20 protein-coding genes and 1 other annotated feature are annotated in these 25,164 nt (G+C 40.6%); of the genes, 14 read left to right on the top strand and 6 right to left on the bottom strand.

What is annotated here, in order from left to right; translation table 11 throughout:
• Positions 1-18 precede the first annotated feature (18 nt).
• Together CSV75_RS08070 and CSV75_RS08065 are read right to left on the bottom strand one after the other, a co-directional pair.
• The gene (locus CSV75_RS08070) at positions 19-702 is read right to left on the bottom strand and encodes a C40 family peptidase (RefSeq protein WP_099675422.1); all 684 of its coding nucleotides are present in this window, start codon (positions 700-702) and stop codon (positions 19-21) included.
• A 192-nt stretch (positions 703-894) separates the two neighbouring features.
• A complete protein-coding gene (locus tag CSV75_RS08065; protein WP_099675421.1) occupies positions 895-1,524 on the bottom strand; it encodes a YflT domain-containing protein in 630 nt (209 codons plus the stop codon).
• 423 nt (positions 1,525-1,947) lie between these two features.
• Between CSV75_RS08065 and CSV75_RS16285 the strand changes: the two genes are divergently transcribed.
• On the top strand, positions 1,948-2,361 hold the full coding sequence (locus CSV75_RS16285; RefSeq protein WP_099675420.1) for a cation transporter dimerization domain-containing protein: 414 nt from the start codon (positions 1,948-1,950) through the stop codon (positions 2,359-2,361).
• A gap of 156 nt (positions 2,362-2,517) precedes the next feature.
• Here the strand turns inward: CSV75_RS16285 and CSV75_RS08055 are convergent, their stop codons facing one another.
• Both CSV75_RS08055 and CSV75_RS08050 read right to left on the bottom strand, forming a co-directional pair.
• Complete coding sequence (locus tag CSV75_RS08055) at positions 2,518-3,900, bottom strand: purine-cytosine permease family protein (protein WP_099675419.1); 1,383 nt, start codon at positions 3,898-3,900, stop codon at positions 2,518-2,520.
• Between the two features lie 70 nt (positions 3,901-3,970).
• Entirely contained in the window at positions 3,971-5,095 is a 1,125-nt protein-coding gene (locus CSV75_RS08050; RefSeq protein WP_099675418.1) for a class II histone deacetylase, read from the bottom strand.
• A gap of 398 nt (positions 5,096-5,493) precedes the next feature.
• Here CSV75_RS08050 and CSV75_RS08045 point away from each other — a divergent pair, with 398 nt between their 5' ends.
• From CSV75_RS08045 to CSV75_RS08035, 3 genes are all read left to right on the top strand, one after another.
• Entirely contained in the window at positions 5,494-6,078 is a 585-nt protein-coding gene (locus CSV75_RS08045) for a TetR/AcrR family transcriptional regulator (protein WP_099631173.1), read from the top strand.
• 82 nt (positions 6,079-6,160) lie between these two features.
• Entirely contained in the window at positions 6,161-6,547 is a 387-nt protein-coding gene (locus CSV75_RS08040) for a DMT family transporter (RefSeq protein ID WP_099631172.1), read from the top strand.
• The gene (locus CSV75_RS08035; protein ID WP_099631171.1) at positions 6,510-6,824 is read left to right on the top strand and encodes a DMT family transporter; all 315 of its coding nucleotides are present in this window, start codon (positions 6,510-6,512) and stop codon (positions 6,822-6,824) included. Before CSV75_RS08040 ends, CSV75_RS08035 begins: the two co-directional genes overlap by 38 nt.
• A gap of 95 nt (positions 6,825-6,919) precedes the next feature.
• On the opposite strand, the gene sda is transcribed toward CSV75_RS08035, so the two are convergent.
• Positions 6,920-7,036, bottom strand: coding sequence for a sporulation histidine kinase inhibitor Sda (gene sda / locus CSV75_RS08030; RefSeq protein WP_233191634.1), 117 nt, complete (start codon positions 7,034-7,036; stop codon positions 6,920-6,922).
• Positions 7,037-8,057: 1,021 nt separating this feature from the next.
• Between sda and ilvD the strand changes: the two genes are divergently transcribed.
• From ilvD to CSV75_RS07985, 9 genes are all read left to right on the top strand, one after another.
• Positions 8,058-9,725 carry a dihydroxy-acid dehydratase gene (ilvD, locus tag CSV75_RS08025; protein ID WP_099675416.1) on the top strand — a complete coding sequence of 556 codons (1,668 nt, stop codon included), beginning with the start codon at positions 8,058-8,060 and terminating at the stop codon, positions 9,723-9,725.
• Positions 9,726-9,727: 2 nt separating this feature from the next.
• Positions 9,728-9,978, top strand: a binding site (T-box leader).
• A gap of 104 nt (positions 9,979-10,082) precedes the next feature.
• Positions 10,083-11,828 (top strand): biosynthetic-type acetolactate synthase large subunit, encoded by a 1,746-nt coding sequence (ilvB, locus tag CSV75_RS08020; RefSeq protein ID WP_099675415.1) that lies wholly within the window; start codon positions 10,083-10,085, stop codon positions 11,826-11,828.
• Positions 11,825-12,343 carry an acetolactate synthase small subunit gene (ilvN, locus tag CSV75_RS08015; protein WP_083035136.1) on the top strand — a complete coding sequence of 173 codons (519 nt, stop codon included), beginning with the start codon at positions 11,825-11,827 and terminating at the stop codon, positions 12,341-12,343. Before ilvB ends, ilvN begins: the two co-directional genes overlap by 4 nt.
• A gap of 23 nt (positions 12,344-12,366) precedes the next feature.
• Complete coding sequence (gene ilvC / locus CSV75_RS08010; protein WP_099675414.1) at positions 12,367-13,401, top strand: ketol-acid reductoisomerase; 1,035 nt, start codon at positions 12,367-12,369, stop codon at positions 13,399-13,401.
• A complete protein-coding gene (locus CSV75_RS08005; protein WP_099675666.1) occupies positions 13,388-14,929 on the top strand; it encodes a 2-isopropylmalate synthase in 1,542 nt (513 codons plus the stop codon). The genes ilvC and CSV75_RS08005 overlap by 14 nt, the downstream gene beginning before the upstream one ends.
• A gap of 68 nt (positions 14,930-14,997) precedes the next feature.
• A complete protein-coding gene (gene leuB / locus CSV75_RS08000; RefSeq protein WP_099675413.1) occupies positions 14,998-16,098 on the top strand; it encodes a 3-isopropylmalate dehydrogenase in 1,101 nt (366 codons plus the stop codon).
• A 143-nt stretch (positions 16,099-16,241) separates the two neighbouring features.
• Positions 16,242-17,654 carry a 3-isopropylmalate dehydratase large subunit gene (gene leuC / locus CSV75_RS07995; RefSeq protein WP_099675412.1) on the top strand — a complete coding sequence of 471 codons (1,413 nt, stop codon included), beginning with the start codon at positions 16,242-16,244 and terminating at the stop codon, positions 17,652-17,654.
• A 13-nt stretch (positions 17,655-17,667) separates the two neighbouring features.
• Complete coding sequence (gene leuD, locus CSV75_RS07990) at positions 17,668-18,252, top strand: 3-isopropylmalate dehydratase small subunit (RefSeq protein ID WP_099675411.1); 585 nt, start codon at positions 17,668-17,670, stop codon at positions 18,250-18,252.
• A 280-nt stretch (positions 18,253-18,532) separates the two neighbouring features.
• Entirely contained in the window at positions 18,533-20,800 is a 2,268-nt protein-coding gene (locus tag CSV75_RS07985) for an S-layer homology domain-containing protein (RefSeq protein ID WP_099675410.1), read from the top strand.
• 411 nt (positions 20,801-21,211) lie between these two features.
• Here the strand turns inward: CSV75_RS07985 and CSV75_RS07980 are convergent, their stop codons facing one another.
• Positions 21,212-23,236 carry an S-layer homology domain-containing protein gene (locus CSV75_RS07980; RefSeq protein ID WP_099675409.1) on the bottom strand — a complete coding sequence of 675 codons (2,025 nt, stop codon included), beginning with the start codon at positions 23,234-23,236 and terminating at the stop codon, positions 21,212-21,214.
• Between the two features lie 309 nt (positions 23,237-23,545).
• On the opposite strand from CSV75_RS07980, the gene CSV75_RS07975 reads away from it, so the two are divergent.
• Entirely contained in the window at positions 23,546-25,015 is a 1,470-nt protein-coding gene (locus CSV75_RS07975; protein WP_099675408.1) for an O-antigen ligase family protein, read from the top strand.
• The last annotated feature ends 149 nt before the right edge of the window (positions 25,016-25,164 follow it).

Raw genomic sequence — 25,164 nt, 5'->3', positions numbered from 1 at the left:
ATCGGGTCGTTTTATGGATTATATTCTTCTGAAACTATTGAATTTAGATTTCCAGTACGGATTGTTTAGGCTGACAACCTCTGACTTCTTGCCACCAGCATGAACAAATTTGTTGTTTCCAACATAGATTCCTACATGGGAAATCCCTTTGCGATATGTGTTGTGGAAGAATACTAGATCTCCAGGTCTTGGGGATTTAATTTTAGACGATTGATTGAATTGCCCAGTTGTTGTTCTAGATACAGACTTACCATTTTTCTTGAATGAATACTGAATGAATCCACTGCAGTCGAATCCTCTAGTTGTAGTGCCGCCGAAACGGTACGGAATTCCGCGCAAGTTCATTGCTGTTTTCACAACACCAGATCCTCCACTTTTAGCACTAGAAGCCGCTGCTACTGCCTTGCCTGTAGATCTCTTTAACAGGGAACTTGAAACATATCCCTTTTTACCGTTAATCTTTACTTTATACCACAATTGCTTACCTGCATATTTTTGATGTGTCAGTTGGACACGTGTACCTTTTTTCAATGTAAAGACTCTTCTATGTTTGGTTCCAGCATCTGCTCGAACATTCGCATTATGTACTGTTATGTATGTACCACTCTTAGCTGTCGCTTTACCTGCTGCATCGGCTGTCCCGCCAGTGAATCCGACGAACATGGCGGATGCCATCAAAATTGAACATAAAAACTTTTTCATGAATAATTCTCCTCCGAAACATTATATATCACTCTCTAGCTGCAAGTTATATCTTACACGACAGCTTACAGGGTAAACATTACGTTCATATTAAGAAGGGGTTACAAGAATAGCGTTTTGTAAACAGATTGTAACAAAGCAAAAAAGCAAAAAAGCCTTCCTGTAGGAAAGGAAGGCCCATCACGAAAGTACTCATTCTCTAGGGAAAGCAGCAGAATCTTCATGCTCGATTTGTTCGGATAATACGGTACGCTCTTCTTTAGAAGTTAAATTATTTGTCTGAATGCTCCCAGCTTGGCTAGTTGACTTCAACACTTCAGGATGTGCAGGGTTTTGCAGTGGTTCATATCCGCCATAAGACGGTTCAGATTCTATATCTTCAATGAATGGAATTGTTGTTTTAGTGGAATCGGTGACAGGGCTAGGCGCATGATTTGATAATCTATCTGTTTGGAACGTCTTGTCTTTCGAATATACACTGAAAGCCCAACCTTCATCTACATATAACATCATGCCACCGTGTTGAACTTCTTCGTAATAGCGGTCTACTTGATCCGTATCCATCCCGATCCCATACATCATTTGTTTAATATGATTTTCACCTGTTAGGAAATCCATAAAGCGATCTGTCCACGTAACATATGCGGAGTACACGTCTGCACCTGTTCTACTGCGTAGCATAGCTACGTCAGTTTCATTTTTAGCAATTACATAAATATTATCATCGAGATAGCCGGTCACTTTTAATTCTTCTATCTTGCTTAGAAGGTCAGCGTCGTTATAATACACACCAATAAATGTTTTGCTTATCAGTTCATCCATTGTATAGCCTCCCTCATTATAGTTGCTCTATATAGCATACCCGTTTATCATTCTTCAAAAACCTGGTGAACGTTGACGGAAGATTGGTGTGTGGAATGTAAAACGGTGCACTAAATTTCTTTCTAATATAGTCTTCACTACGCTGTCAGTTACCTAGGCGATTGCTTCCGCTGAGATTGCTATACTCCATGTGAAAATAGCACACTATCTACTCTTTACTATTTGTTCCACCTTCAAAATTCTCGTATATATTCTGTATCGGTCAATTGGTATAGATGCGAGAAAAAACACTGATATTTGAATATAGTCATTTAGTCACGCAACCGTTTAACTGCACGTTTCATAGTATCGGTTTATTTGTCAAGGTTTTACAGATATGATAGGATACACAGTATAGTTACCAAAAGAAAGGGTCGGTTTACCATGAAAAAAAGACAAATTATTGCTCCGCTAAGTCTATCACTTCTATTATTAGGAGCTTGTAATGCGGATACTGAAAAAGCTACAGATGTGGACAAGGAACAAACCGAACCAACTGAAAATGTTGTGAAAGAGCCTGTAGATAAATCTGAAACAACAACTACTAATGATGAGTTAAAAGAAGAGTTTGAGAAAGAAGAAGGGGTATCAGAAGTAAGTTTGATCATTACTGAAGATGCAGGTGGCTTTGTCTTGCTAGACTTTGAAGTAACGGAAGACATGAAAAAAGAAGAAGCTGAAAAAATAAGTAAAAAATACTATGAACGTCTTGAAAAAGAATACCCAGAACATAGCGTTGATATCCAAGCGCGCAAAAGCGGAGAAACATTTGTACAAGAAACAAAAACAGCTAAATAATGAAAGAAAAAATACCGTCCTTACTGTAGGGCGGTATTTTTTAAGAAACAAACAATCTGCAGGGAATGGTCTCTGCAGGTTGCTTGTTTGGTAATTAACATTCGACACGATATCTATTCATCAGTAAACATTTAATACTATTCAGATAGTTACCCTCTACTCAGCTGGATTCGCTACACGAATAGATGAAACTTCTTTACTAGAATAGCGATTACTAATTTTTGCAACAGAAATGTAGAATGTGAAAGCAACGATGATACCAACAATCCAGGCAATATCCAAACCGTTCATGGCCTTAGAAAGTGATCCTTGATATATTTCTGTATTGATAAAAGGGACTTGACATACTATTGTTAATAAATAGATTCCCATTGTTTTGTTATTCAGCCTACCGAATTGTCCGTCCTTCTTCATAAATTCTTCATGGTGAAAGCGTCTTTTCAACACATAGAAATCTGTTAAATTGATAACACTCCAGGGAATGATAAAGAATAAAACGAAACCTAGATAAATTTGAAAGTTAGACATAAAGTTACCTGCACCTGCCGTGGCGGCAAAGGCAATAATAATTCCGATAACGATGGAGGTGAGGATACGTAAACGTGCAGAAGTCCGAAAAGTCCAGAAATTGTTGGCGATTGATAACACGATAATACCCGCGCCATAGATATTTAAAGAATTAATGATTAAAACACCTAATGACAGTAAAATGACGATGACATATCCTGTTGCACCCATGTCTTTAATTTCTGCCATGACATTGCCGTTGACAACCATTGTTGCAATCGCTGCACCGATTAACATCAACCAGGCAGAGCTCAGAAAGCTACCGCCCGCTGTATAGAAGAATGTTTTACGGGCTTCTTCAGAACGCATGAATCGAGAGTGATCAGATACATATGGGCCATATGTAATCTGCCACGTTACACAAATGGAAGTCGCTAGGATGAAAAGTGTCCAATTAAATGTACCTTGACTCAATAAATCCATCGACAATTGACTCATAACTATTACTGAAAGCACTACAAAAATAATTGTATATACGATTGTGTAAAGTTTCATATACTTCTGAATAATATTTTGTCCATAAATAGCTAGTAAAACCATTGGAATCAAACTGATAAGGACAGTAACATTGATATTAAATCCAAGTGTTTCTTGTATACCCTGTGCTACTAAGATGGTATTCATCGCGCCATAGCCAAAATACATCGTCAGAATAATTAACATAGGTAAAATAACACCAAAATAACCAAACTGTGCGCGGCTTTGCAAGACTTGGGGAATACCTAATTTCGGACCTTGCGCGGAGTGCAGTCCCATAATTACGGAACCAATTGCATGACCTAATAGAATTGCCAGCGCTGCCCACCAGAAACTAAGTCCGATCATGACAGCGAGTGCCCCTGTTACTAGCGTCGTGGATACAGTACTTGCGGCAAACCAAGTAAAGAACAATTCTCTCGGATTACCTTTCCTCTCACTTTCAGGGATAAATTCAAATCCTACTTGTTCAATTGACTGTTGTTTTGTACCCATTTAAACGCCTCCTTAATATAGTAAAAAAGGGAAGTGACCCTCGTTAGTAACCAATGTAATATGGCCTTTTCTAATTTCTGATTGCCGGACGTAATGTTTGCCAAAACTCTTGCTGTATTTCTAAGATTTCGTCAATAGTCTCTTTTTGATTGGAATAAAGTTTGTCAGGATACCCCTGCGCACCTGCTGTGTAAGGATCAGTTACGTCTGTGGCCAACCCGCTCAAGCGCTCAATAATTTTCAGTGTGCAAAATGGCACATATGCATTACTGTATCCTCCCTCGTGGCATAATATAATTTTACCGCCACAATGGGCATCTGCAATACGTAGCATGATATCGGTCAATTTTCCAAAACCTTCGGCGGTCATCATCATACGGCCGAGTGGATCAAACATGCCAGGATCCTGTCCTGCTGAAATAATAATCAGTTCGGGTTGGAATTCTGCTGCAATTGGTTCAATGATTGTTTCAAAGGCATGAATATATCCTGCATCACCTGTCCCAGGAGGCAATGGAATGTTGACATTGTAACCGCGAGCCTCTCCAATACCGACATCTTCTTTATAACCAGTATTACTAGGGAAGCTCAAGTCTTGGTGGATAGACAGGAACAAGACATTCGAATCATCATAAAATGCCTGCTCAGTACCATTACCATGATGCACATCCCAGTCTAAAACGAGGACACGTTTTAACCCGTATTTTTTTCGTGCGTATTTTGCGGCAATCGCGACATTATTAAAGATGCAGAATCCAATACCTTTATCACGCTCAGCATGGTGACCTGGTGGACGAGTCATCGCGTAGACATTATCCACTTCGCCTTCCATGACAGCATCGACTGCCCGAAGCGCGCCACCGGTAGATAAAAGCGCGATTTCATAAGACCCTCTTCCCACAATGGCATGATCGCCTGCATCGCCACCTGTCGTATCACTGAGTAGCTTTACCTTTTCCACATATTCGGCTGTGTGAAATAATTCAATTTCTTCTTTAGTAGCAGAACGAGGTTCGATCTGTTTTAGTTTTTTCATTAGTCCGCAACGTGCGAGTAAGTTATTTACACGCCTTTTAGTTTCTGGATGTTCGACAAATACGTCTGTCTGCATATAGCCGCCTGATGGTAAGTAGAGCGTTCCGCTTCCATTGTCATGCCAAAAATAACTTTCATCAAAAATATAACCTGTTTTCATAGGTATCCCTCCAGATAGAAATGATATTGTGATCGAGTGAAAAATGAATGAATATCAGTCACACGGTATTATAGTCAGGTTGTAGTAAGCGTTTTCATTGCTTGATAAAATAAAGCGCTTACTGAAAGTAAAACTATAGACAGTAAAACGATATATTTGAAAGGACTATAAAATGTGACATATTCGTGACGCTCAATCTCTTGTTTACTCACAATAAATGAATATGAGTCATATGTCAAGTGTATTTCGATGAAAAATCTGAATTGTTATTTAATGGTCAAGTAAAATTATATATTTAATTTTGAATGTAAGAAAGATAAGGAATTCATCACGGATTGTCAGAAAAGTATGCTTGCGATACAATAATAGAATCTATAGATAGAGAGTAGGGAATTCATTTGGGAAAAAAAACGGCTATTATACATTCAGCTATAGAAGTGTTTCAGGAACAAGGAATTGAAAAGACCAAAATTTCCGATATTGTGAAACGTGCAGGGATTGCGCAAGGCACATTTTATTTGTACTTTCCTTCAAAATTATCTTTAATGCCTGCGATTGCTGAGGTAATGGTGGCAAAAACGATGGATATCGTCAAACTTACTGTCGATGACAATGCGTCATATGCCAAACAGTTCGAGCAGATGGTAGATGCAATATATAAAGTGAACAAAGAATATTACGAAATATTAGCCGTTATATATTCCGGTCTAGCTTCAACCGAGCATATTCGTGAGTGGGAATCGGTATACGCGCCATTCTATGAATGGATCAGTGAAAAGCTTGATACAGCAAAAAAAGCAGGTGCAATTCGCCAATCGATCAAACCTGACCGGACAGCGAAGATTATTATCGGTTTAATCGAATCGACGGCTGAGCAAGTATTTCTTTATGCCCATCATGATGAAAATGAAGCGGACAGACAGAAAGAAGAAGTCCTCGATTTCATGTCTCATGCACTGCAATTTCAAACAGTGAAAGGTTAACATAGCAAAATGTTAGCCTTTGTGATAAAATGAATGACAATCAGTCAAGCAGTTTAAATTTAATTAAATTGGAGCGGATAGTATGAATAAAGCATGGCTATATGTTGCGTTAACTAGCTTTTTTGAATTAGTGTGGATCTTTGGCTTTAATACTGCGACTCACTGGTGGCATTGGATATTGATCATAGGCTTTATATTTGTGGATTTTCATTTCCTCACGAAAGCATGTGAAGGTTTACCAACGGGAACGGTCTATGCCGTATTCGCCGGAATTGGAACAATGGGTACTACTTTGATGGACGTCCTGTTCTTTGGTGAACATATTAGTATAGAGAAGATCCTTTTCATCTTCATTCTAGTTATGGGTGTAGCGGGATTAAAGGTAGCGGATGGACTGGATGAAAAGAAAGCGCTGAGGGGAGTGGAAAGCGATGGGTTGGGTTCTAGTGTTTTTGGCAGCACTAAGTGAGTTTGCTGGTGTCATAGGGCTAAAAAAATTTAGTGAAAATAAAACATGGTTTAACGGCTTACTATACTACGGTGGATTCGGTATAGCATTCTTCTTTCTATATAACTCCTTTAAGTATTTGCAAGTCAGTACAGCGTATGCTGTGTGGATTGGTGTAGGAACAGCAGGTGCCGTACTCATCAATATGCTATTCTTTGGTGAATCGAAGAGTACAGGTAGAGTTGTGAGTCTCATACTCATCGTCATCGGGGTAGTTGGACTCAAAGCGTTATCATAAAATATATCTTCTTTAATAGAAGGAGATGTACATATAGAATGGAAAACGGACATGCCTATGTTAACAGGCATGTCCGTTTTATTGTATCCGAAAGATCAGCTACTGAGTTTTATCGATTCCAAGGCACGTTTACGTATCTCGCGTTCTAACATTTGGATGAACTCCACATTTAGATGATGCTTTTGCGCCTGTTGGTAGGAATACAGTAACATTTGATCTGATAAATGCAACACAGTAGAACCGCCTCCTTTAGGATGAATTGATTGTAATCAGTCTGCATGTTTCTCTCTAGATGTTATATCTAACTTTACCAAACTTTCACAAAAAGAACAAGCGTTCTAACTGTCCACAGTACTAGTGGGTAAGCTGTGGGTAATATGTGAATGGTTTACATAAACTGCTAAGATACGCGGTGTATAATGTGTATAGAGTTATAAACAAAATGTAAATGTCGAATACTGTCGAGCGAAACTTGTCATAGAACTACTAATACCCTACATATTCAATGAATAAGTATCCACTCTTTGAATAAGAATAGTAGAGTATTGATTAAAATCTACAACAATCGATCAATGAATAGATAAGTTCATTTGAATTAAATAGGGCAATAAATCTACTCCAACTATGCGAAATAAAAGGATGAGGCTGGGACAAAACCTCAAAAGGTATGAAGGAGAAGACACCTCCATACCTTTTTTTACTCACTGAAACTTATTTATAAAGTTTAATTAGTTAGTAATCAAGAGTGTACCGAAGCGGAAAAAGGCCGACTCCTGCGGAATTCAGCGCGAATGTTGAGACCCCGCAGGAGCGCCAGCGACGAGGAGGCTCAAGCGCGCCTTTTGTAGCGTAGGGGAACGGACTGTTTTTTAAGTTATGTCCCAGCCTCATAGAAGGTACAAGCACAGATATCTGTTTGCAGAGTAAAGATATTACCTGTCCCTTCTTTATATTTAATTAAAGAGACAAGGTCGAATCAAAAAAAAAATTAGAAACTTCGATATGCAATATATCGCTATATACAGGGTGTGTAAGCGTATTCAGACGTTTTAAATTAGTCACAATTGATGAAAAACTTTAAAAATACGGTTGACCTTTATTCATATACAAGATATGATTACAGCAATCTAGTTCATAGCGGTGAATGTTTCACTAGCTGTTCAGAATATTCAACTGAATGCAATTAATGTAATTAGCAATTGATTCGTTCAATTAGTTTAGGAGAGATTGCAAATGAGAAGTGACATGATTAAAAAAGGAATCGATCGTGCACCACATCGTAGCTTACTATATGCAGCTGGTGTTAAAACGAAAGATATGAACAAACCATTTATCGGAGTGTGTAACTCTTATATAGATATCATTCCGGGACATATGCATTTAAACAAATTTGCGGAAGTAGTTAAAGAAGCCATTTGGGAAGCGGGCGGCGTACCGTTTGAATTTAATACAATTGGTGTAGATGATGGAATCGCCATGGGGCATATCGGTATGCGTTACTCATTACCAAGTCGGGAGTTAATTGCAGACTCGGCAGAAACAGTCATTAATGCGCACTGGTTTGACGGAGTCTTCTATATACCTAACTGTGACAAAATTACACCAGGCATGTTGATGGCAGCTGTTCGCACAAACGTCCCTTCAGTATTCGTTTCTGGAGGACCAATGGAAGCGGGTGTTTCCGCAACAGGCGAGACACTTTCATTGACTTCCGTGTTCGAAGGTGTTGGTGCGTACAAGAGTGGGAACATGACAGCTGAAGCGTTGCTCGACATTGAACAAAACGCTTGTCCGTCATGCGGATCTTGTTCAGGAATGTTCACTGCGAATTCCATGAACTCATTAATGGAAATGCTCGGTATGGCTCTTCCAGGAAATGCGACAATCCTTGCAACATCGGATGAGCGTCATCAGCTAATCCGAGACGCTGTAAAACATTTGATGAATTGTATCGAAAAAGATATTAAACCAAGAGACATCATCACAAAAGAAACAATCGACGATGCATTCGCACTCGATATGGCAATGGGTGGTTCGACTAATACAGTTCTTCACACATTGGCGATTGCGCACGAAGCTGAAATTGATTACAACATTGAGGATGTAAATGATGTAGCTAAGCGAGTACCTTACTTATCCAAGATCATGCCAGCATCTGATTATTCTATGCACGACATTCATCTAGCCGGTGGTGTGAGCGCAATTATCAATGAATTGTGTAAAATCGATGGAGCGATCCACAAAAATCGTATTACAATCACTGGTAAAACCATTTCAGAAGATGTTGCAGGACATGAAATTACAAATACTGATGTCATTCGAACGAAAGACGATCCATATAGTCCAGTAGGTGGTCTATCTATTCTATTTGGTAATATCGCTCCTGAAGGTTCCGTCATTAAAGTTGGGGCAGTGGATCCCTCTATCAAAGAATTCAGAGGCGAAGCGATTGTCTTTAACTCACAGGAAGAAGCCCAAGAAAATATTGATAATGACACTGTAAAAGCAGGTCATGTGGTCGTCATTCGATATGAAGGTCCTAAAGGCGGACCTGGAATGCCAGAAATGCTAGCGCCGACCTCAGCAATTATGGGGAAAGGGCTTGGTAAAGAAGTTGCATTAATTACGGATGGTCGTTTCTCTGGAGCATCACGAGGTATCTCTATTGGACATATCTCACCAGAAGCGGCATCCGGTGGACCGATTGCTCTTGTAGAGAACGGGGATATTATAGAAATTGATCTGACAAACCGTACAATTGAACTTAAAGTATCTGATGAAGTTCTTGCAGAACGGCGCCATGCACTGAAACCGTTCGAACCTAAAATTAAAAAAGGATATCTTGCTAGATATTCTCAGCTAGTCACTTCAGCAAGTACTGGCGGAGTCATGAAAATTTAATATACAAAACGTTGATGAGGTTAAAGTAGATAGAAATCGTATTCACAGAGAGCCGGCGGTGCTGCGAGCCGGCAATACAACTATTTGCGACATCCCCTCGGAGTGGATTGCTAAAAGGTATACCGATTAGGCAGTCCCGGGCTTGATATTCGGGCTCGTTAACAATGAGAAAGTACGGCCTTGGCTTGCTTTTTCATAAGGTGACAAATGTCACGAACTAGGGTGGTACCATGAAAGCTTTTTCATCCCTATGTAAAGAGAGAAGAATTCTTTGCGTGGGATGAAAAGGTTTTTTTTTAGGAGAAAATGTCACTGGCCAACATAAATATAGTTGAAAATTGTAAGGAGGAGTTCAGTATGAGTGCTGAAGTACAAGAAAAACAGACCGCATCTACGCCAAAGGAACAAACTAAGAATAATTTTGCAGATGGTTCTGCAATCTTGATTCAATCTCTTAAAGAACAGAACGTAGAAGTGATCTTTGGATATCCTGGAGGAGCTGTTCTCCCTATCTATGATGCGCTATATAACGACCCGATTCCACATGTATTAGCACGTCATGAGCAAGGCGCAATCCACGCAGCAGAAGGATATGCAAGAGTATCCGGTAAAACAGGGGTGGTCATTGCCACATCTGGTCCTGGTGCAACGAACTTAGTAACGGGAATTACGGATGCTATGATGGACTCACTTCCACTAGTAGTTATTACGGGCCAAGTAGCTAGTACTGTTATTGGGTCGGATGCTTTCCAGGAAGCGGATATCATAGGGATTACTCAACCTATTACAAAACATAATTATCAAGTGCAAAGTGTAGCGGACATTCCACGTATTATGCGTGAAGCTTTCCATATTGCTTCTACCGGAAGACCGGGACCAGTCGTTGTTGACGTACCTAAAAATGTCGCAACAGATATCTTTGTTCCTGTCGAAAAAGAGAATAAAGAAGTGAATTTACCTGGTTATCAGCCAACTACTACACCAAATTATCTGCAAATTCAAAAAGCTTCGAAAGCTATCTCTGGTGCGAAAAAGCCAATGATTCTTGCAGGGGCAGGTGTACTTCATGCAGGCGGAACGGCCGAGCTAAAAGAGCTTGTCGAAACACATCGTATCCCAATCGTCAATACATTACTGGGCTTAGGTACAATCCATGGAGAACATGAACTTTTCTACGGAATGGCTGGAATGCACGGTACAGCAACTGCCAACTATGCACTAAGTGAATGTGATTTATTGCTCAATGTTGGTGCTCGTTTCGATGATCGTTTAACAGGTAACTTAGATGTATTCTTACCGAATGCACGTGTTATTCACATCGACATTGACCCTGCGGAAATTGGTAAAAACGTTGTGACTGAAATTCCTATCGTAGCGGATGCGAAAGAAGCTTTAACAGCATTGCTAAAGGCAGATTTCAAATCACCGGATACAGTAGAATGGATTGGCTATTTGAATGATTTAGCAGACAAATATCCGCTTTGGTATGAAACGGATGAGGAAGCTTTATTACCTCAACAAGCACTTGAGATCATACATCGGATTACAAATGGTGATGCAATTGTGACGACGGATGTTGGACAGCACCAAATGTGGACTGCTCAATATTACCGTTTCAATAATCCCGATAACTGGGTAACTTCAGGCGGATTAGGAACGATGGGCTTCGGCTTCCCAGCAGCAATCGGTGCACAACTTGCAAGACCGAAAGATCGTGTAGTTGCTATTGTTGGAGACGCAGGTTTCCAAATGACGGCACAAGAGCTTTCACTTCTTCAAGAGATGCGTATTCCCGTGAAAGTGATTATTTTAAATAACGGAGCACTTGGTATGGTACGTCAGTGGCAAGAGACATTCTATGAAGAACGCTACTCACAGTCACTTGTCCCTGTACAACCAGACTTTATTAAATTGGCGGAAGCATATGACCTAAAAGGATATCGCATCCACAATTTAGAAGAAGCTGAAAAAGTATTTACAGAAGCGCTATTATCTGACGAGCCAGTGCTGATCGATTGCCGAGTCAAACAACGTGAAAACGTCTATCCGATGGTTGCGCCAGGTAAAGGATTACAAGACATGATTGGAGTGAGTCCTCAGTGAAACGAATTATTACAGTAACAGTAATTAATCAGAGCGGTGTATTAAACCGTGTAACGGGACTGCTTATGAAGCGTCAATTCAATATCGAAAGTATTACCGTTGGTGCTACAGAACAGCCGAATAGATCCAAGATGACATTCCAAGTTCACGTAGAAGATGAAAACAAAATTGAACAACTTGTAAAACAGCTGCAAAAGCAGATTGATGTTATTACAGTGAAAGATATAACAGACAAAGCAATCGTGTTACGTGAGTTAGCGCTAGTAAAGGTAATCTCACCACCACAGATTCGCTCTGAAATGAATAGTATTGTGGAACCTTTCCGTCCGACTATAGTCGATTCCGGAAAGAATGTAGTAACTTACCAAGTAACGGGTGACCCAGATAAAATCGAAGCGTTTATCGATTTGCTGAAACCATATGGCATCAAAGAATTAACACGAACTGGCGCAACCGGCTTTGCCCGCGATATGCAAAAAGTTCAAGCACCACAGCTGTCGATTTTAAAACAATAACACACACTTAGGGGGAAATTAAAATGACAAAAATGTATTATAACCAGGATATCAATGAAGGACTATTAGAAGGTAAAACTATCGCAATCATCGGATACGGTTCACAAGGACACGCACACGCACGTAACTTGAAAGATTCAGGCTTCAACGTTGTAGTAGGCGTTCGTGCTGGAAAATCATTCGATCAAGCAAAAGCGGACGGTCTAGAAACACTATCAGTAAAAGAAGCTTCTGAAAAAGCAGATTTGATCATGATCTTACTTCCAGATGAAAACCAAAAAGCAATCTACGATGCAGAAATCGAACCAGCTCTTGCTAAAGGTAAGTCGTTAGTATTCGCTCACGGATTCAACGTACACTTTGGTGAAATCAAACCACCTGCTGATGTAGATGTATTCCTAGTAGCTCCAAAAGGACCTGGACACCTTGTGCGCAGAACATTCGAAGCTGGTGGCGGAGTTCCTGCACTATTCGCAGTGTATCAAGATGTATCTGGCCAAGCAAAAGACGTAGCTCTTGCGTATGCAAAAGGAATCGGATCTGCTCGTGGCGGCGTTTTGGAAACTACTTTCGAAGAAGAGACAGTTACGGATCTATTCGGAGAGCAAGCAGTACTTTGTGGCGGATTGACTTCACTAGTTAAAGCTGGATTTGAAACACTAGTAGAAGCTGGATACCAGCCTGAACTAGCTTATTTCGAAACATTGCACGAAACGAAACTAATTGTTGACTTGATGTATGAAGGCGGTATGGCTGGAATGCGTTATTCAATCTCTGACACAGCAGAGTGGGGCGATTTCGTTTCCGGACCACGTGTAATTGATGCAGATACAAAAGCACGTATGAAAGATATTCTTACGGATATCCAATCAGGTAAGTTCGCAAAAGAATGGATTGAAGAAAATAAAAACGGACGTCCTCAATTCAATGCAATCGAAGAGGCAGAAGCTAAGCACCAAATCGAAGAAGTAGGACAGAAGCTTCGTTCTATGATGCCATTCATCAACGAAGGAGCTAAATCAAAAGAGGAAGAAGTGGTTGCGAGTGAGAAAAATTGATCTATTCGATACAACTCTTCGCGACGGTGAGCAATCTGCAGGTATTAATTTAAATACAGTAGAAAAATTAGAGATCGCTCGTCAGCTGGAAAAGCTAGGGGTAGCAGTTATTGAAGCAGGTTTTCCTGCTTCATCCCCAGGCGATTTCGAAGCCGTTCAACGCATTGCCAATACAGTGAAAAACTCTACTGTCACGGGTCTTGCTAGAGCGATGAAGAATGACATTGATATTTCATGGGAAGCATTACGGGGCGGAGAACAGCCGCATATCCATGTGTTTTTAGCCACATCACCGATTCATATGGAGTATAAGTTAAAAAAATCTCCAGACGAAGTGGTGGACATTGCAGTGGATGCGGTCAAATATGCCAAACAGTACTTTCCACTCGTTCAGTGGTCAGCAGAAGATGCTTTCCGATCTGATAAGGAATATCTAGTGCGTATTATTAATAAAGTAATTGAGGCAGGGGCTACAACTATTAATGTTCCGGATACTGTAGGCTATGCAACACCTGCAGAATATGGCGCTCTATTCAAGTACTTGAAAGAGAACGTAACAGGAATAGAAAACGTTAAGCTTTCCGCTCATTGTCATGATGATCTCGGTATGGCCGTTGCAAACTCTATTGCAGCAGTCGAGAATGGTGCAGATCAAGTTGAATGTACAATTAACGGTATTGGAGAACGTGCAGGTAATGCGGCATTAGAAGAAATTGCTGTAGCTATGCACATTCGTAAAGACTTCTACAATATGGAGACTGGAATCAACTTGAAAGAAATCAAAAAAGCTAGTCAGCTTGTTAGCCGCTTGACAGGGGTAGTCATCCAGCCAAACAAAGCAGTTGTCGGTAAGAATGCATTCGCTCATGAATCTGGTATTCACCAGGATGGCATGCTGAAAAACCGTGAGACATACGAAATTATTACACCGGAATTAATTGGTGAAACGGATATACCACTAGCGCTTGGTAAACACTCTGGGCGCGCTGCGTTCAAAGACCGGGCCATTACAATGGGGTTTGAACTGACGGATCTCCAATTAAATGAAGCATTTGATGACTTCAAAAAATTGGCAGACCGTAAAAAGGAAATCACAGAAGACGATTTGTTTGTTCTATTTACAGGACAGCAATTGGCTGATACGGATACACCTATTTATGAATTGCATAATGTTCAAGTTCAATACGGAACGAATAATATTCCGACTGCTACCGTTACAGCGACAGTGCCTAGCGGGGAAACAGTTACAGTGGCAACGACTGGTGCAGGTTCTGTTGAATCCATATTTAATGCACTAGAATTGGCCATTAAAGGTGAAGTACTCATTCTGGATTATCGTGTAACATCGATCGGTAAGGGCCGCGATGCACTGGGAGAGGCAGTAGTCAATTTAAGACATAACGGACTCGAGCTTACAGGCCGAGACGTAGCGCAAGACGTACTAGAAGCGTCTGCAAAAGCTTATTTGAATGCTATCAATCGTCAACTAGTTCGCGAACAATTGCGGAAAGAAGAGTTAATGAAATAAGTAACATAGATCAAAGGGATAGAGTATTCGATCGAGTGATACGAGATTGATCAAGGAGGAGAAGTTCTATGGAAAAGAAAGTAGCAGTATTACCCGGAGACGGCATAGGACCCGAGGTAGTAGCAGAGGCAGTTAGAGTATTGGAAGTGATCGGCAGACGTTTTAACCATACATTCCATACAGAATTTGGACTAATTGGTGGAGCGGCGATTGATGAAAAGAATAATCCACTTCCTAAAGAGACAATTGAGTTATGTGAGACAAGCGACGCCATTCTTCTAGGAGCAGTGGGTGGTCCTAAATGGGATCAGAATCCATCTGAATTACGACCGGAAAAAGGGTTGCTTGCGATACGTAAACATTTCGATCTATTTGCAAACCTTCGTCCTGTTGCAGCTGTGCCTTCTTTGATCCAAGCTTCTCCTTTAAAAGAAGACATCGTCAAAGAAGTCGATATGATGATTGTTCGAGAATTAACTGGAGGTCTATACTTCGGTAAACCGAGCCGTCATACAGATCAGTCAGCCGTTGACACACTTGTATATACACGTGAAGAAATCGAACGTATTGTCGACAAAGGTTTCGAGTTGGCTCGCCTGCGTAGAGGCAAAGTAACTTCTGTGGACAAAGCGAATGTGCTCGAATCCAGTAAGCTTTGGAGAAAGATTGTAGAAGAGAAAAAAGCGCAGTATCCAGATGTGGAAGTAGAGCATCAGCTAGTGGATTCCGCAGCAATGAAATTAATTACAAATCCTGCATATTTCGATGTAATCGTTACAGAAAATATGTTTGGAGACATTTTGAGTGATGAAGCGTCTGTAATTACGGGCTCTCTTGGATTACTACCTTCAGCGAGTGTCCGTTCAGATGGTTTAGGTTTATACGAGCCAGTGCACGGTTCGGCACCGGATGTAGCAGGGCAAGGTATAGCAAATCCAGCAGCAACTATTCTTTCCGTTGCTATGATGCTGAAGTATTCATTTGGATTAGAAACTGAGGCAGCAGCAATTGAGAAAGCAGTGAATACAGTATTTGAAGAAGGTCACTTTACAGCAGATTTAGCTGGCAAAGATCAACGTTCATTAACGACTAAAGAATGGACAGATAAGATTGTAGATGAATTGGATCTTCAGTTCGTTTCGAATAGCATCATGTATTCGTATATTTAAAAAATACTGCTGTCTTCGTCTCGACATGCACATGAGGGCATACCGAAACTGGTGCGCCCTTTATGTGTAGCTAGAGAAAAGACTGACGAGTTGAATAAGACGCCACACATTATTATGGTAATGGCTTGGAAGGGGAAACAATTATGGCTAAAACAATTATTGAGAAAATATGGGATGAGCATATTGTGTACGAAGAAGAGGGAAAGCCTGACCTATTGTATATTGATCTTCATTTGATTCATGAGGTGACATCACCACAGGCGTTTGAAGGCTTACGTCTAGCAAACCGTAAAGTGCGTCGCCCGGATCTATGCTTTGCCACTATGGATCACAACGTTCCGACAAAGAACTTACCGGTAATCAATGACCCGATTGCCAAAAAACAAATCACGACACTTGAAAAAAACTGTGAAGAGTTTGGCGTTCAATTGGCAGATATGCAACATCCTGACCAAGGGATTGTGCATATTATCGGTCCTGAGCTAGGATTGACACAACCAGGAAAGACTATTGTTTGTGGTGATAGCCATACATCAACACACGGTGCGTTCGGAGCGATTGCGTTCGGTATTGGGACAAGCGAAGTAGAACACGTACTATCTACACAAACATTATGGCAAAGTAAACCGAAAACGATGGAGATTCGCGTGACAGGTCAAATCGGCTTTGGTGTAACAGCCAAAGATATCATTCTTGCGATCATTTCAAAGTTTGGAATTGGCGTGGGTACTGGACATATTGTCGAGTATACAGGTGAAGCAATTCGTGGACTCACAATGGAAGAACGTATGACCATTTGTAATATGTCAATAGAAGCGGGAGCAAAAGCAGGTTTAATTGGTCCGGACGAAACCACAATTAACTATTTACGTGGTCGTCGATATGCACCACAAGGCGAAGAATTCGAAGCAGCAGCTGAGCGTTGGCTTGCATTGAATACGGATGTAGATGCAGAATATGATCAAGTGCTTGAAATTGATGCCGATGAAATTGAACCATTTGTTACGTGGGGAACGAACCCTTCGATGGGATCTGGAATTTCGGCTAACATTCCAACATCTGCAGACTATGTATCGGAAACAGAAAAGTCCGCACTTCGTTCTGCATTGGAATATATGGGACTTGAAGAGGGAATGGCATTAACTGATATTGAAATTCAGCACGCTTTCATCGGTTCTTGTACAAATGCCCGTCTTAGCGATTTAGAAGCGGCGGCGAAAGTGGTAAAAGGTAAACATGTTCATCCAACTGTGACTGCAATTGTCGTACCTGGTTCACGTACAGTGAAAAAACAGGCGGAAGAGATCGGGCTTAATAAGATCTTCACAGATGCAGGTTTTGAATGGAGAGAGTCGGGATGCAGTATGTGCTTAGCTATGAATGATGATGTAGTACCAGCTGGCGAGCGTTGTGCTTCTACATCCAACCGGAACTTTGAAGGACGCCAAGGTGCAGGCTCACGCACACATCTAGTCAGCCCATCCATGGCTGCAGCCGCTGCCCTACACGGACATTTCGTAGATGTTCGTAAAATTGAAGCAGCTGTGCAAATTTGAGGAGGGTATTCAGATGGAACCAATTAATAAAATAGAGAGTGTACTCACTCCTTTAGATAAAAATAACGTAGATACAGATCAGATCATATCCAAGGAGTTTTTGAAACGTATTGAGCGCACTGGATTCGGTGAATATTTATTCTATCACTGGCGTTATAATGCAGATGGTACAAAAAATGAAGAGTTCGTGTTAAATGACCCCCGATATGATGGTTCAACTATCCTGGTTGCACATGATAACTTCGGTTGTGGATCATCTCGCGAACACGCACCTTGGGCAATTTTGGATTACGGATTCCGTGTAGTCATTGCTCCAAGCTTCGCAGATATATTCTACAGTAATTGCTTCAAGAACGGGATTTTACCGATTAGGTTGTCAGTTGCGGAAATTGATGAGTTTCTACAAAAAGGGAAAGAAGCCCCGTATACATTAACAGTTAGTCTTGAAGATCAGACTGTAACGGGAGAAGACGGTTCGGTGTATAGCTTTGATATTGATCCGTATTCAAAAAAGATGTTGTTGAACGGTTGGGATGAAATTTCTCTGACCTTCCAATATGAAGACAAGATTACAGAGTACGAACAAAAGCATGCATAACTCCAAACAGTTCATCGCTTACTTAGCATGAACTGTTTTTTCATGTAAATAGAAATAGTAAAAGTAAAGTGTAAAACGTTGAAACTATTTTTGTTTTTCTGCGTCTGTACGGTGGCAGTTTGCAGAATGGAGAAGTAGTTCTGTACGTATTACGGCTTCACAGTATGGAGGATTCTTCCTTTGTGATGAAAGTCCAAAAGAATGGATTGATATGCTATAATTGTCGAAGGAAACTGCATACTAAAACTAATGAATTCAAAGACGGGGGTTGATTTTAAAGATGTTCAGCGCATCAAAGAACAGTACATTCGCTATTTTCCATTCTTTACTTATCGCAGTGTTAGTATACTTCATTGTACTACCAATAAATGCGCAAGCAGAAACGGTAAACCAGCGTTTCTCCGATGTAAGCAATGAATATTGGGCAAAAGATGAAGTAACACAGCTCGTGGAAGAAGGAATCATTAACGGTTATCAAGATCTACAATACCGTCCAGGTGTTAGCATCAAACGTGGGCAAGCAGCAAACTTACTGACCGCAGCACTGCAATTACCTGAAGCTCCTTATCAGCCGATATTCAAGGACGTCAGCGCAAAGTCGTCAAACTTACGCGGCGCAATGTCTACGTATCAGGAAGGAATATTTAGAGGGAAGCCCGATGGTAATTTCGGTGTAAGTGATGAATTAACACGAGAACAGATGGCAAGTGTGTTGGTTAATGCATTTAAATTAAAAGATACAGGTGAAAAAGTACATTTTACAGATGAGCATAAAATTAGTGAATCTCACAGATATGGCGTAAAGGTACTTATGCAGCACGGAATTACAACGGGTAAAGAAGACGGATCCTTTGCACCGAAACTATCCGTTAACCGTGGTTCATTCGCTGTATTTCTACATAGAGCAATGATACAAGCAGGAATGCTCGAAAAAAAGCAACCGATTGTTTTCAATAAAACACAAACTATGGGGAAATTTGAACCTATTCGTTTTGAGCAATTTATTACAGAAGTACCCCTGACACAAGAAGGTAAGACGTACTTGCGTTCAAACCATTTCTTGTCTTTATCAGCTAAACGAGTAAAAGCACACGGACATGCAACCGATCATATTTATGTCTACGGTGTCAGTGAAAGAAAAAGTACGAGAGTCACTGTAACCAAGCGCGAATTGCCAAACGGTGATTACTTTACATTCGTAGAGTTGAGAAACCCTGACCGTCTGCCGATTCGTGTTGACTTGGTACGAATTGATGGAGATATTAAAACGAATACAATGGAACGTTTCGACAAATTCCCAATGAAAAAAGACGTGGATGATACATTCGGATTCGATATTGCCACTTCGCCAGTTGGTGTCCTTGAAACGATTTCGCAACAAGGTACTGGACAGCAAATGATATCAAAAACCTACCGTTCGCGTGAGCTTGAGTTAAAGTACCGTAATGGTGCGGTCAGCCGAACGCGAGAACTACAGGAAGAGAAAGAATCGTACAGCAATATTCTAATGGGCGATACTCGTGTATCAGTGTATGAGTTAAACTCTAGAGGATACGATGTGGTGGATCAATGGTATCTTGCATCCAATAAAAAACTCTTTTCGTCAAAAGAAAGATTGGATTCATGGCTTCGGGAGTCCATTACCAACTATAAAAAGCGCAATAAATGGTATACAGCAGAAGGGCCGTACAATAAGATGGCAACAACTATTGAACCTATGCCTGCTTCAGGGCGTGGATATGGTCGTAATTTACTTTTAGTAAAAGAAGATCGTGTCATGTTGTTGTACAATCAAACGAAAGAACGCTATTATGAAGATATTTTGCATAACGCCTTTACAAACCTAGCTGTCTTCAGAGGAAGTAAGCCTTATTGGGAAACTGAAGTGACTAGTACGTATTTGACGCATTTATATAACTTTACAGCACCATTCGTCGATACACGCTTCAATGAACAGATTGCATTATTCCTTTATCATGGTGGAAAAGCATTCAATCATAAAGACTACAATGAAGGTTTGCGGAACTATGCGAACTTGCTTGTTCAGCAACATAGAAAAGGGAACGTAAACTTCTTGTCTCCTACTGCATATTATATTCCCGACTACTTCCCGGCGAAATCTCAAGTGAAGACGCATACGTCAATGAACCATTTACTTGGCGGTATGAACATTCTCTTGCTTGCGTTCCAAGAGTTTAATGATCCAGTCTATTTGGAAAATGCTAGTGCTATTGAAAAGGCAATACGTTTCGAAGAAAAGAACTGGACCCGTTCAAATGGAGACATCTGGTACAAACGTGCACCGAATGGTCAGTTTTCAGGTACAGATTATGTTCATCTGACGTTAGAAGACTTGATTTATTCTTATGAAAAGTGGTCACAAATCGATCCGTCGAAAGCTAAAGTATTTGAGCGGATGATTAAATCGAAGGCGGGTTATTTAAACAGTACGAAAAAAGGTTACACAACCAAGATCAAAGAAGGTCTGAAACGTATCAATATGTCCAACTTATTGCCAGCAGGTAAAGAGTATACGGACGCATTATAATTATGAAACCACCATCTCCGTAGTTTAGGAGGTGGTGTTTTGTTGTTTGCTGAGTAATTGGGAAGGGGATGTTGATGGATGTTCTTCGATAGAGCGGAGTTTAGCCTACTAAGCAGATGAATAGAGCGGATACTAACGGGCATAGAGCGCTTGCCGGGGTTTATAGAGCGATAAAATAGTTTGATAGAGCGCTTTCGAGGGATCATAGAGCACTTCTGAGGGTTTATGAGCGGATATCGTGGAACTATGATCGTTTTCTCTTAAAGAAATAACACGAAGTTAATTGTAAGTGGAAGGCGAATGTCGATCAATTTGCATGCGTTTTGACAAGCATCTGTCTTCTGAATTCATTCATCAAACTAAAAACCACCATCTCCTAAGCAGGAGGCGGTGGTTTCTCTATCTAACTATTTAATTAACAAGCGTGACTAGATCGGAACGGATCCAGCCGTATGGTTCGTTGATTGGTTGCGTTCCTGGATTGATGTCCATACGCACTTTGTACCAAACAAAGCCATCTGCGCCTGTCGTACGATCCGCAACAATCAGTGGATAGCCGAATGCTACCAGACTGCCTGGATGCTTGGGCTTGTAGGAGAATAAAATATTATTTCTATTCACTGCCTCAGGGCTTGTCCGGATATTCACCGCTGTATTACCTGTATAGGAAATCACGGCTAATTGCGCTTGGTTTGCGTCTTTCTTACCGAGAAACTGATCGATACGCCACATATGGCCCGCAATCTTGCTCCCCCAGAAAGGATCGGATGCATACTTCATATTGAAGCCGACAGCTTTATTTCCTGGAGCGGCGCCATTGGCATACGCACCGAGTGGATTCGCATAGTTTAAGTTGATATAGCGAGTGATGAATGCATCGACACTTCTTGTAGGATTACCATAGACTTCACCTTTATCTGGCGAAGAGTCGAATACGCGGATACCGAAAATGTTATTTTTCTGCTGTGCATTGCCACTCATTCCGTAATCACTCTCGTGTATAGCTGTTGCTAAGATGAACATCGCATTCACATGATGCTGTTTCTCCATTTGTTTCACATACGTACCAAGTCCGATTAATTTCGACTTGGTTGTAGCGTTTTTATAGCGTGCAATACCTGTTTTTTGTCTCGCTTGTAATGCATCAGAAATAAAACGATCCAGTTCCTGTCCTGTGTAAGTAGAAGGCTGGCGTACTGATTGGAATTGGAAATACGGATAATAGGTAATCGTTGCCGAACCATTCAATTCCTTAAAGTGAACTCCATCGTTACTTGTATAGGTCTGTCCTTTTTTCATTGCAGGAGAAGCTGGACCTACTGTATACTCTGCGTAACTACCTTTATATTGTTTCGTATTGGCATCGTATGTACGATAATATGGTTGGTGAATGAGTAAGCCGTCACTGCTTACTTTATACTGGCTTGCTCCTTTAGATAATGGTGAAGGGACTAGATCAACTTCCTCGTGTTTTGCATAGTAGGTATAGCCACCTACATCCACTACAACGCGTTCTGCGCTACTGCCAACATAGTCCAGTTCATACCCTTTCTGAACATATGTCACTTCGTTTTTTAACGCCGGGTCGCTATATAATGACGTATACTGCTTTGGGTTTTCTGACGCAAACGCCTGACCTGACTTCATTTTGATGATGGTATTATTAACGGAAATTGTCTGAATAGTGGAAGAAGCATTGTAGGCAGCCAAAGCGTCTTCAAATGTGATGTATGACGCATTTGTTACATTTAGCTGACTGTTGGAAATCGAACTGACTTTATGGACTTTAGGATTTTCCGTGCCGCCAACATTTGTAGGGGGGCGGGTATTACCTTTTCCGTCAGCGACTGCGAACATACGGTATAAAAATGCCGAAGCATGAGCAATCGTTGCGTTACTTGTCGGTTTGAAATACCCTTGATCTCCACGTATGATGTTCAATGAAGAAGCCGCGGATACAGCAGGAATGAAGTTCGACGAGATTTTCTTGCTATCCTTAAATTGGACAGTAGGTGAATTGACAGGGATATCAAGGAAGCGGAATGCTTTAAATATCATTCCCGCCATTTGCTGTCGGGTAATCTGCTGATTCGCCTTGAATGTACCATCGGGATATCCTGCCAAAATTCCAGCGCCAGCAGCGTTTTGAATTTCAATTGTGCGGGAATGATTTGCCTTTAAATCCGTAAAGGTATATCTTGTCGAAGCAGGTAATGCGAGTGAACGTGCCAAATACGAAGCAAATTCTCCTCTTGTAACTGCACGGTTCGGATAAACATTCCCTTTTGCGTCCTTTTGGATCACACCTTTATCTATCCAAAATGTCAGCTCTTGTTGCATTTGATGACCAGTGAAATCATTTGCACTTGCCACCGGTGTGAAGATAGGAGAAGCAACCAAAAGCAAAAGTGTTAGTAATGTAATCAAACGTTTCAAATCAAAACCTCCTATATAAATCTCCTACTATTGTAGCAGAAAGGACTATTATTGGTAAGTACCTTTTGGTATATTAATAGACTATTGATATAATAAATTCCTATATACGGCGTAGCATTACTAGACCAATAGGATGAGAGGGCATACAAATTATGAAAAATACGCATGAAAGTGTAGATGCCAAATATAGCAATAAACGACAAACTACAATTATTTGAAAAGATGCAACGAATGCTTTCACTATTCCGTCCTAGATAGTGATATAATGCAACAAGGAACTAGCAAGCGTAGAAAGGGTTTTATAGACTAATGAATATATGGAAACAGCGATTAGAAAAACAATCTACAAGTACCATACTGATTGCAGTAGCTGTGATGCTCATTGCATTATTGCTACCGTCAAAAATAGCATTACTCGGAACGGCCTTATTTTTTGTCCTATTTTCTATTATTAAACCGCAGCAAAGTATTTTATTTCTTATTATCTACGTCAATATACGACCATTTTTGCTAGAAGTGAATAGTGGAATGAAGTTAATAGGAGATTTAATTATTTTTGTCGTATTTGCGTGGACATTGTTCCGTTACCGATATAATATCCGTTCACTATTTACATTCAAATGGTTTGAGTGGTCTTACTTCGCCTTTATTTTATTTGGCTCAATCATAGGATTTCTGAACGATGTCACTCCAACGTCTATTATTTTCCAAGTCCGAACATTTTTGATTATGTATTTGCTTTATTACATCATTTCAAGAATGACATTGACGAACAAATGGCTACAACAACTTGCGTGGGTGACGGTATGGTTGAACATTGTGATGTCACTTCATGGTTTGGTGGAAAAACTCTCTTTGCGTCAGTTACTGCTTCCTGAAGAATGGAAGTATAAAGTTTTATCTGCAACGAATGCAGTGCGTATTTATGGACTAACCGGTAATCCGAATTCTTTGGCATTGTCTCTATTTTTCGGAATTATCGGGATCATTTATTTGCAACATGTTTACCAGCAGAATAAATACAAATGGACATTCCGTGTCTTGCTTGTATTGTTCTTCGGTGTTCTAGTTCTGACTTATTCAAGAGGAACATGGATTTCAGCAGTAGTGTTCGGTATTGTCTTTATCCTGATGACGAGAAAATGGTATCTTCTGAAACGACTAGTGATTGCAGGCGTAGCATCAATTATCTTGATATATTATCCAGTAAACTTGGCTGTACAATACATAGCAGAGCTAGGTGTGACAGTAGATCAGAAGCCTAGCGGAGCTGGCAGTATCGGGGGACGCTTCGGTGAAACGTTTGATGAAAAGAACTTAGCCCTCATGACTGAGAGCGGACGATTCTTCTATATTAGTAAAGGATTTGAAATCTTCAGTGATCATCCGATAACGGGTACAGGATTCGGTTCATTTGGCGGCTCCGCTACATTATCATATGGATCACCGATTTATGATCACTATGGTATCAGTTCGGATATCTATGGAGGGAAGTATTTCTATTCAGACAATCAATATATTCAAGTCATTGCAGAAACCGGCATTATCGGAGTATTGATTTTCGCGCTCTTCCTGCTAAGTATGTTGCGGTATTTTTGGAAATCACGTCACACGAATTTCGGTGTGTTTATGATTGCACTATGGTTTTCAACAGGCGTTTCCGGAATGTACTATAATATTTGGGAACTTAAAATGTATACATTGTTCTACTTTATCTTGCTTGGCGCATTTGTCGCGTTTAGCAAGCAGCAAGACACATCGAAACCTACGAATGGCTAGTCCATTCGTAGGTTTTTTTAATGGGGTGAAGATGGGGGATTGGACAATGTTGTTCGAGATTCGCTCATAGTTTCAGTGTCCCGCTCAATGTCGTTTGGAATCCTCTCATAACAACCCCTAAACCCCTCTCAAACTCCACAATTCTTCTT

The organism is Sporosarcina sp. P18a (genome assembly GCF_002743135.1).
Lineage (GTDB): Bacteria > Bacillota > Bacilli > Bacillales_A > Planococcaceae > Sporosarcina.
Note: the sequence above shows the minus strand (reverse complement) of the source record. Positions and strands in the feature narration are given on the sequence as shown.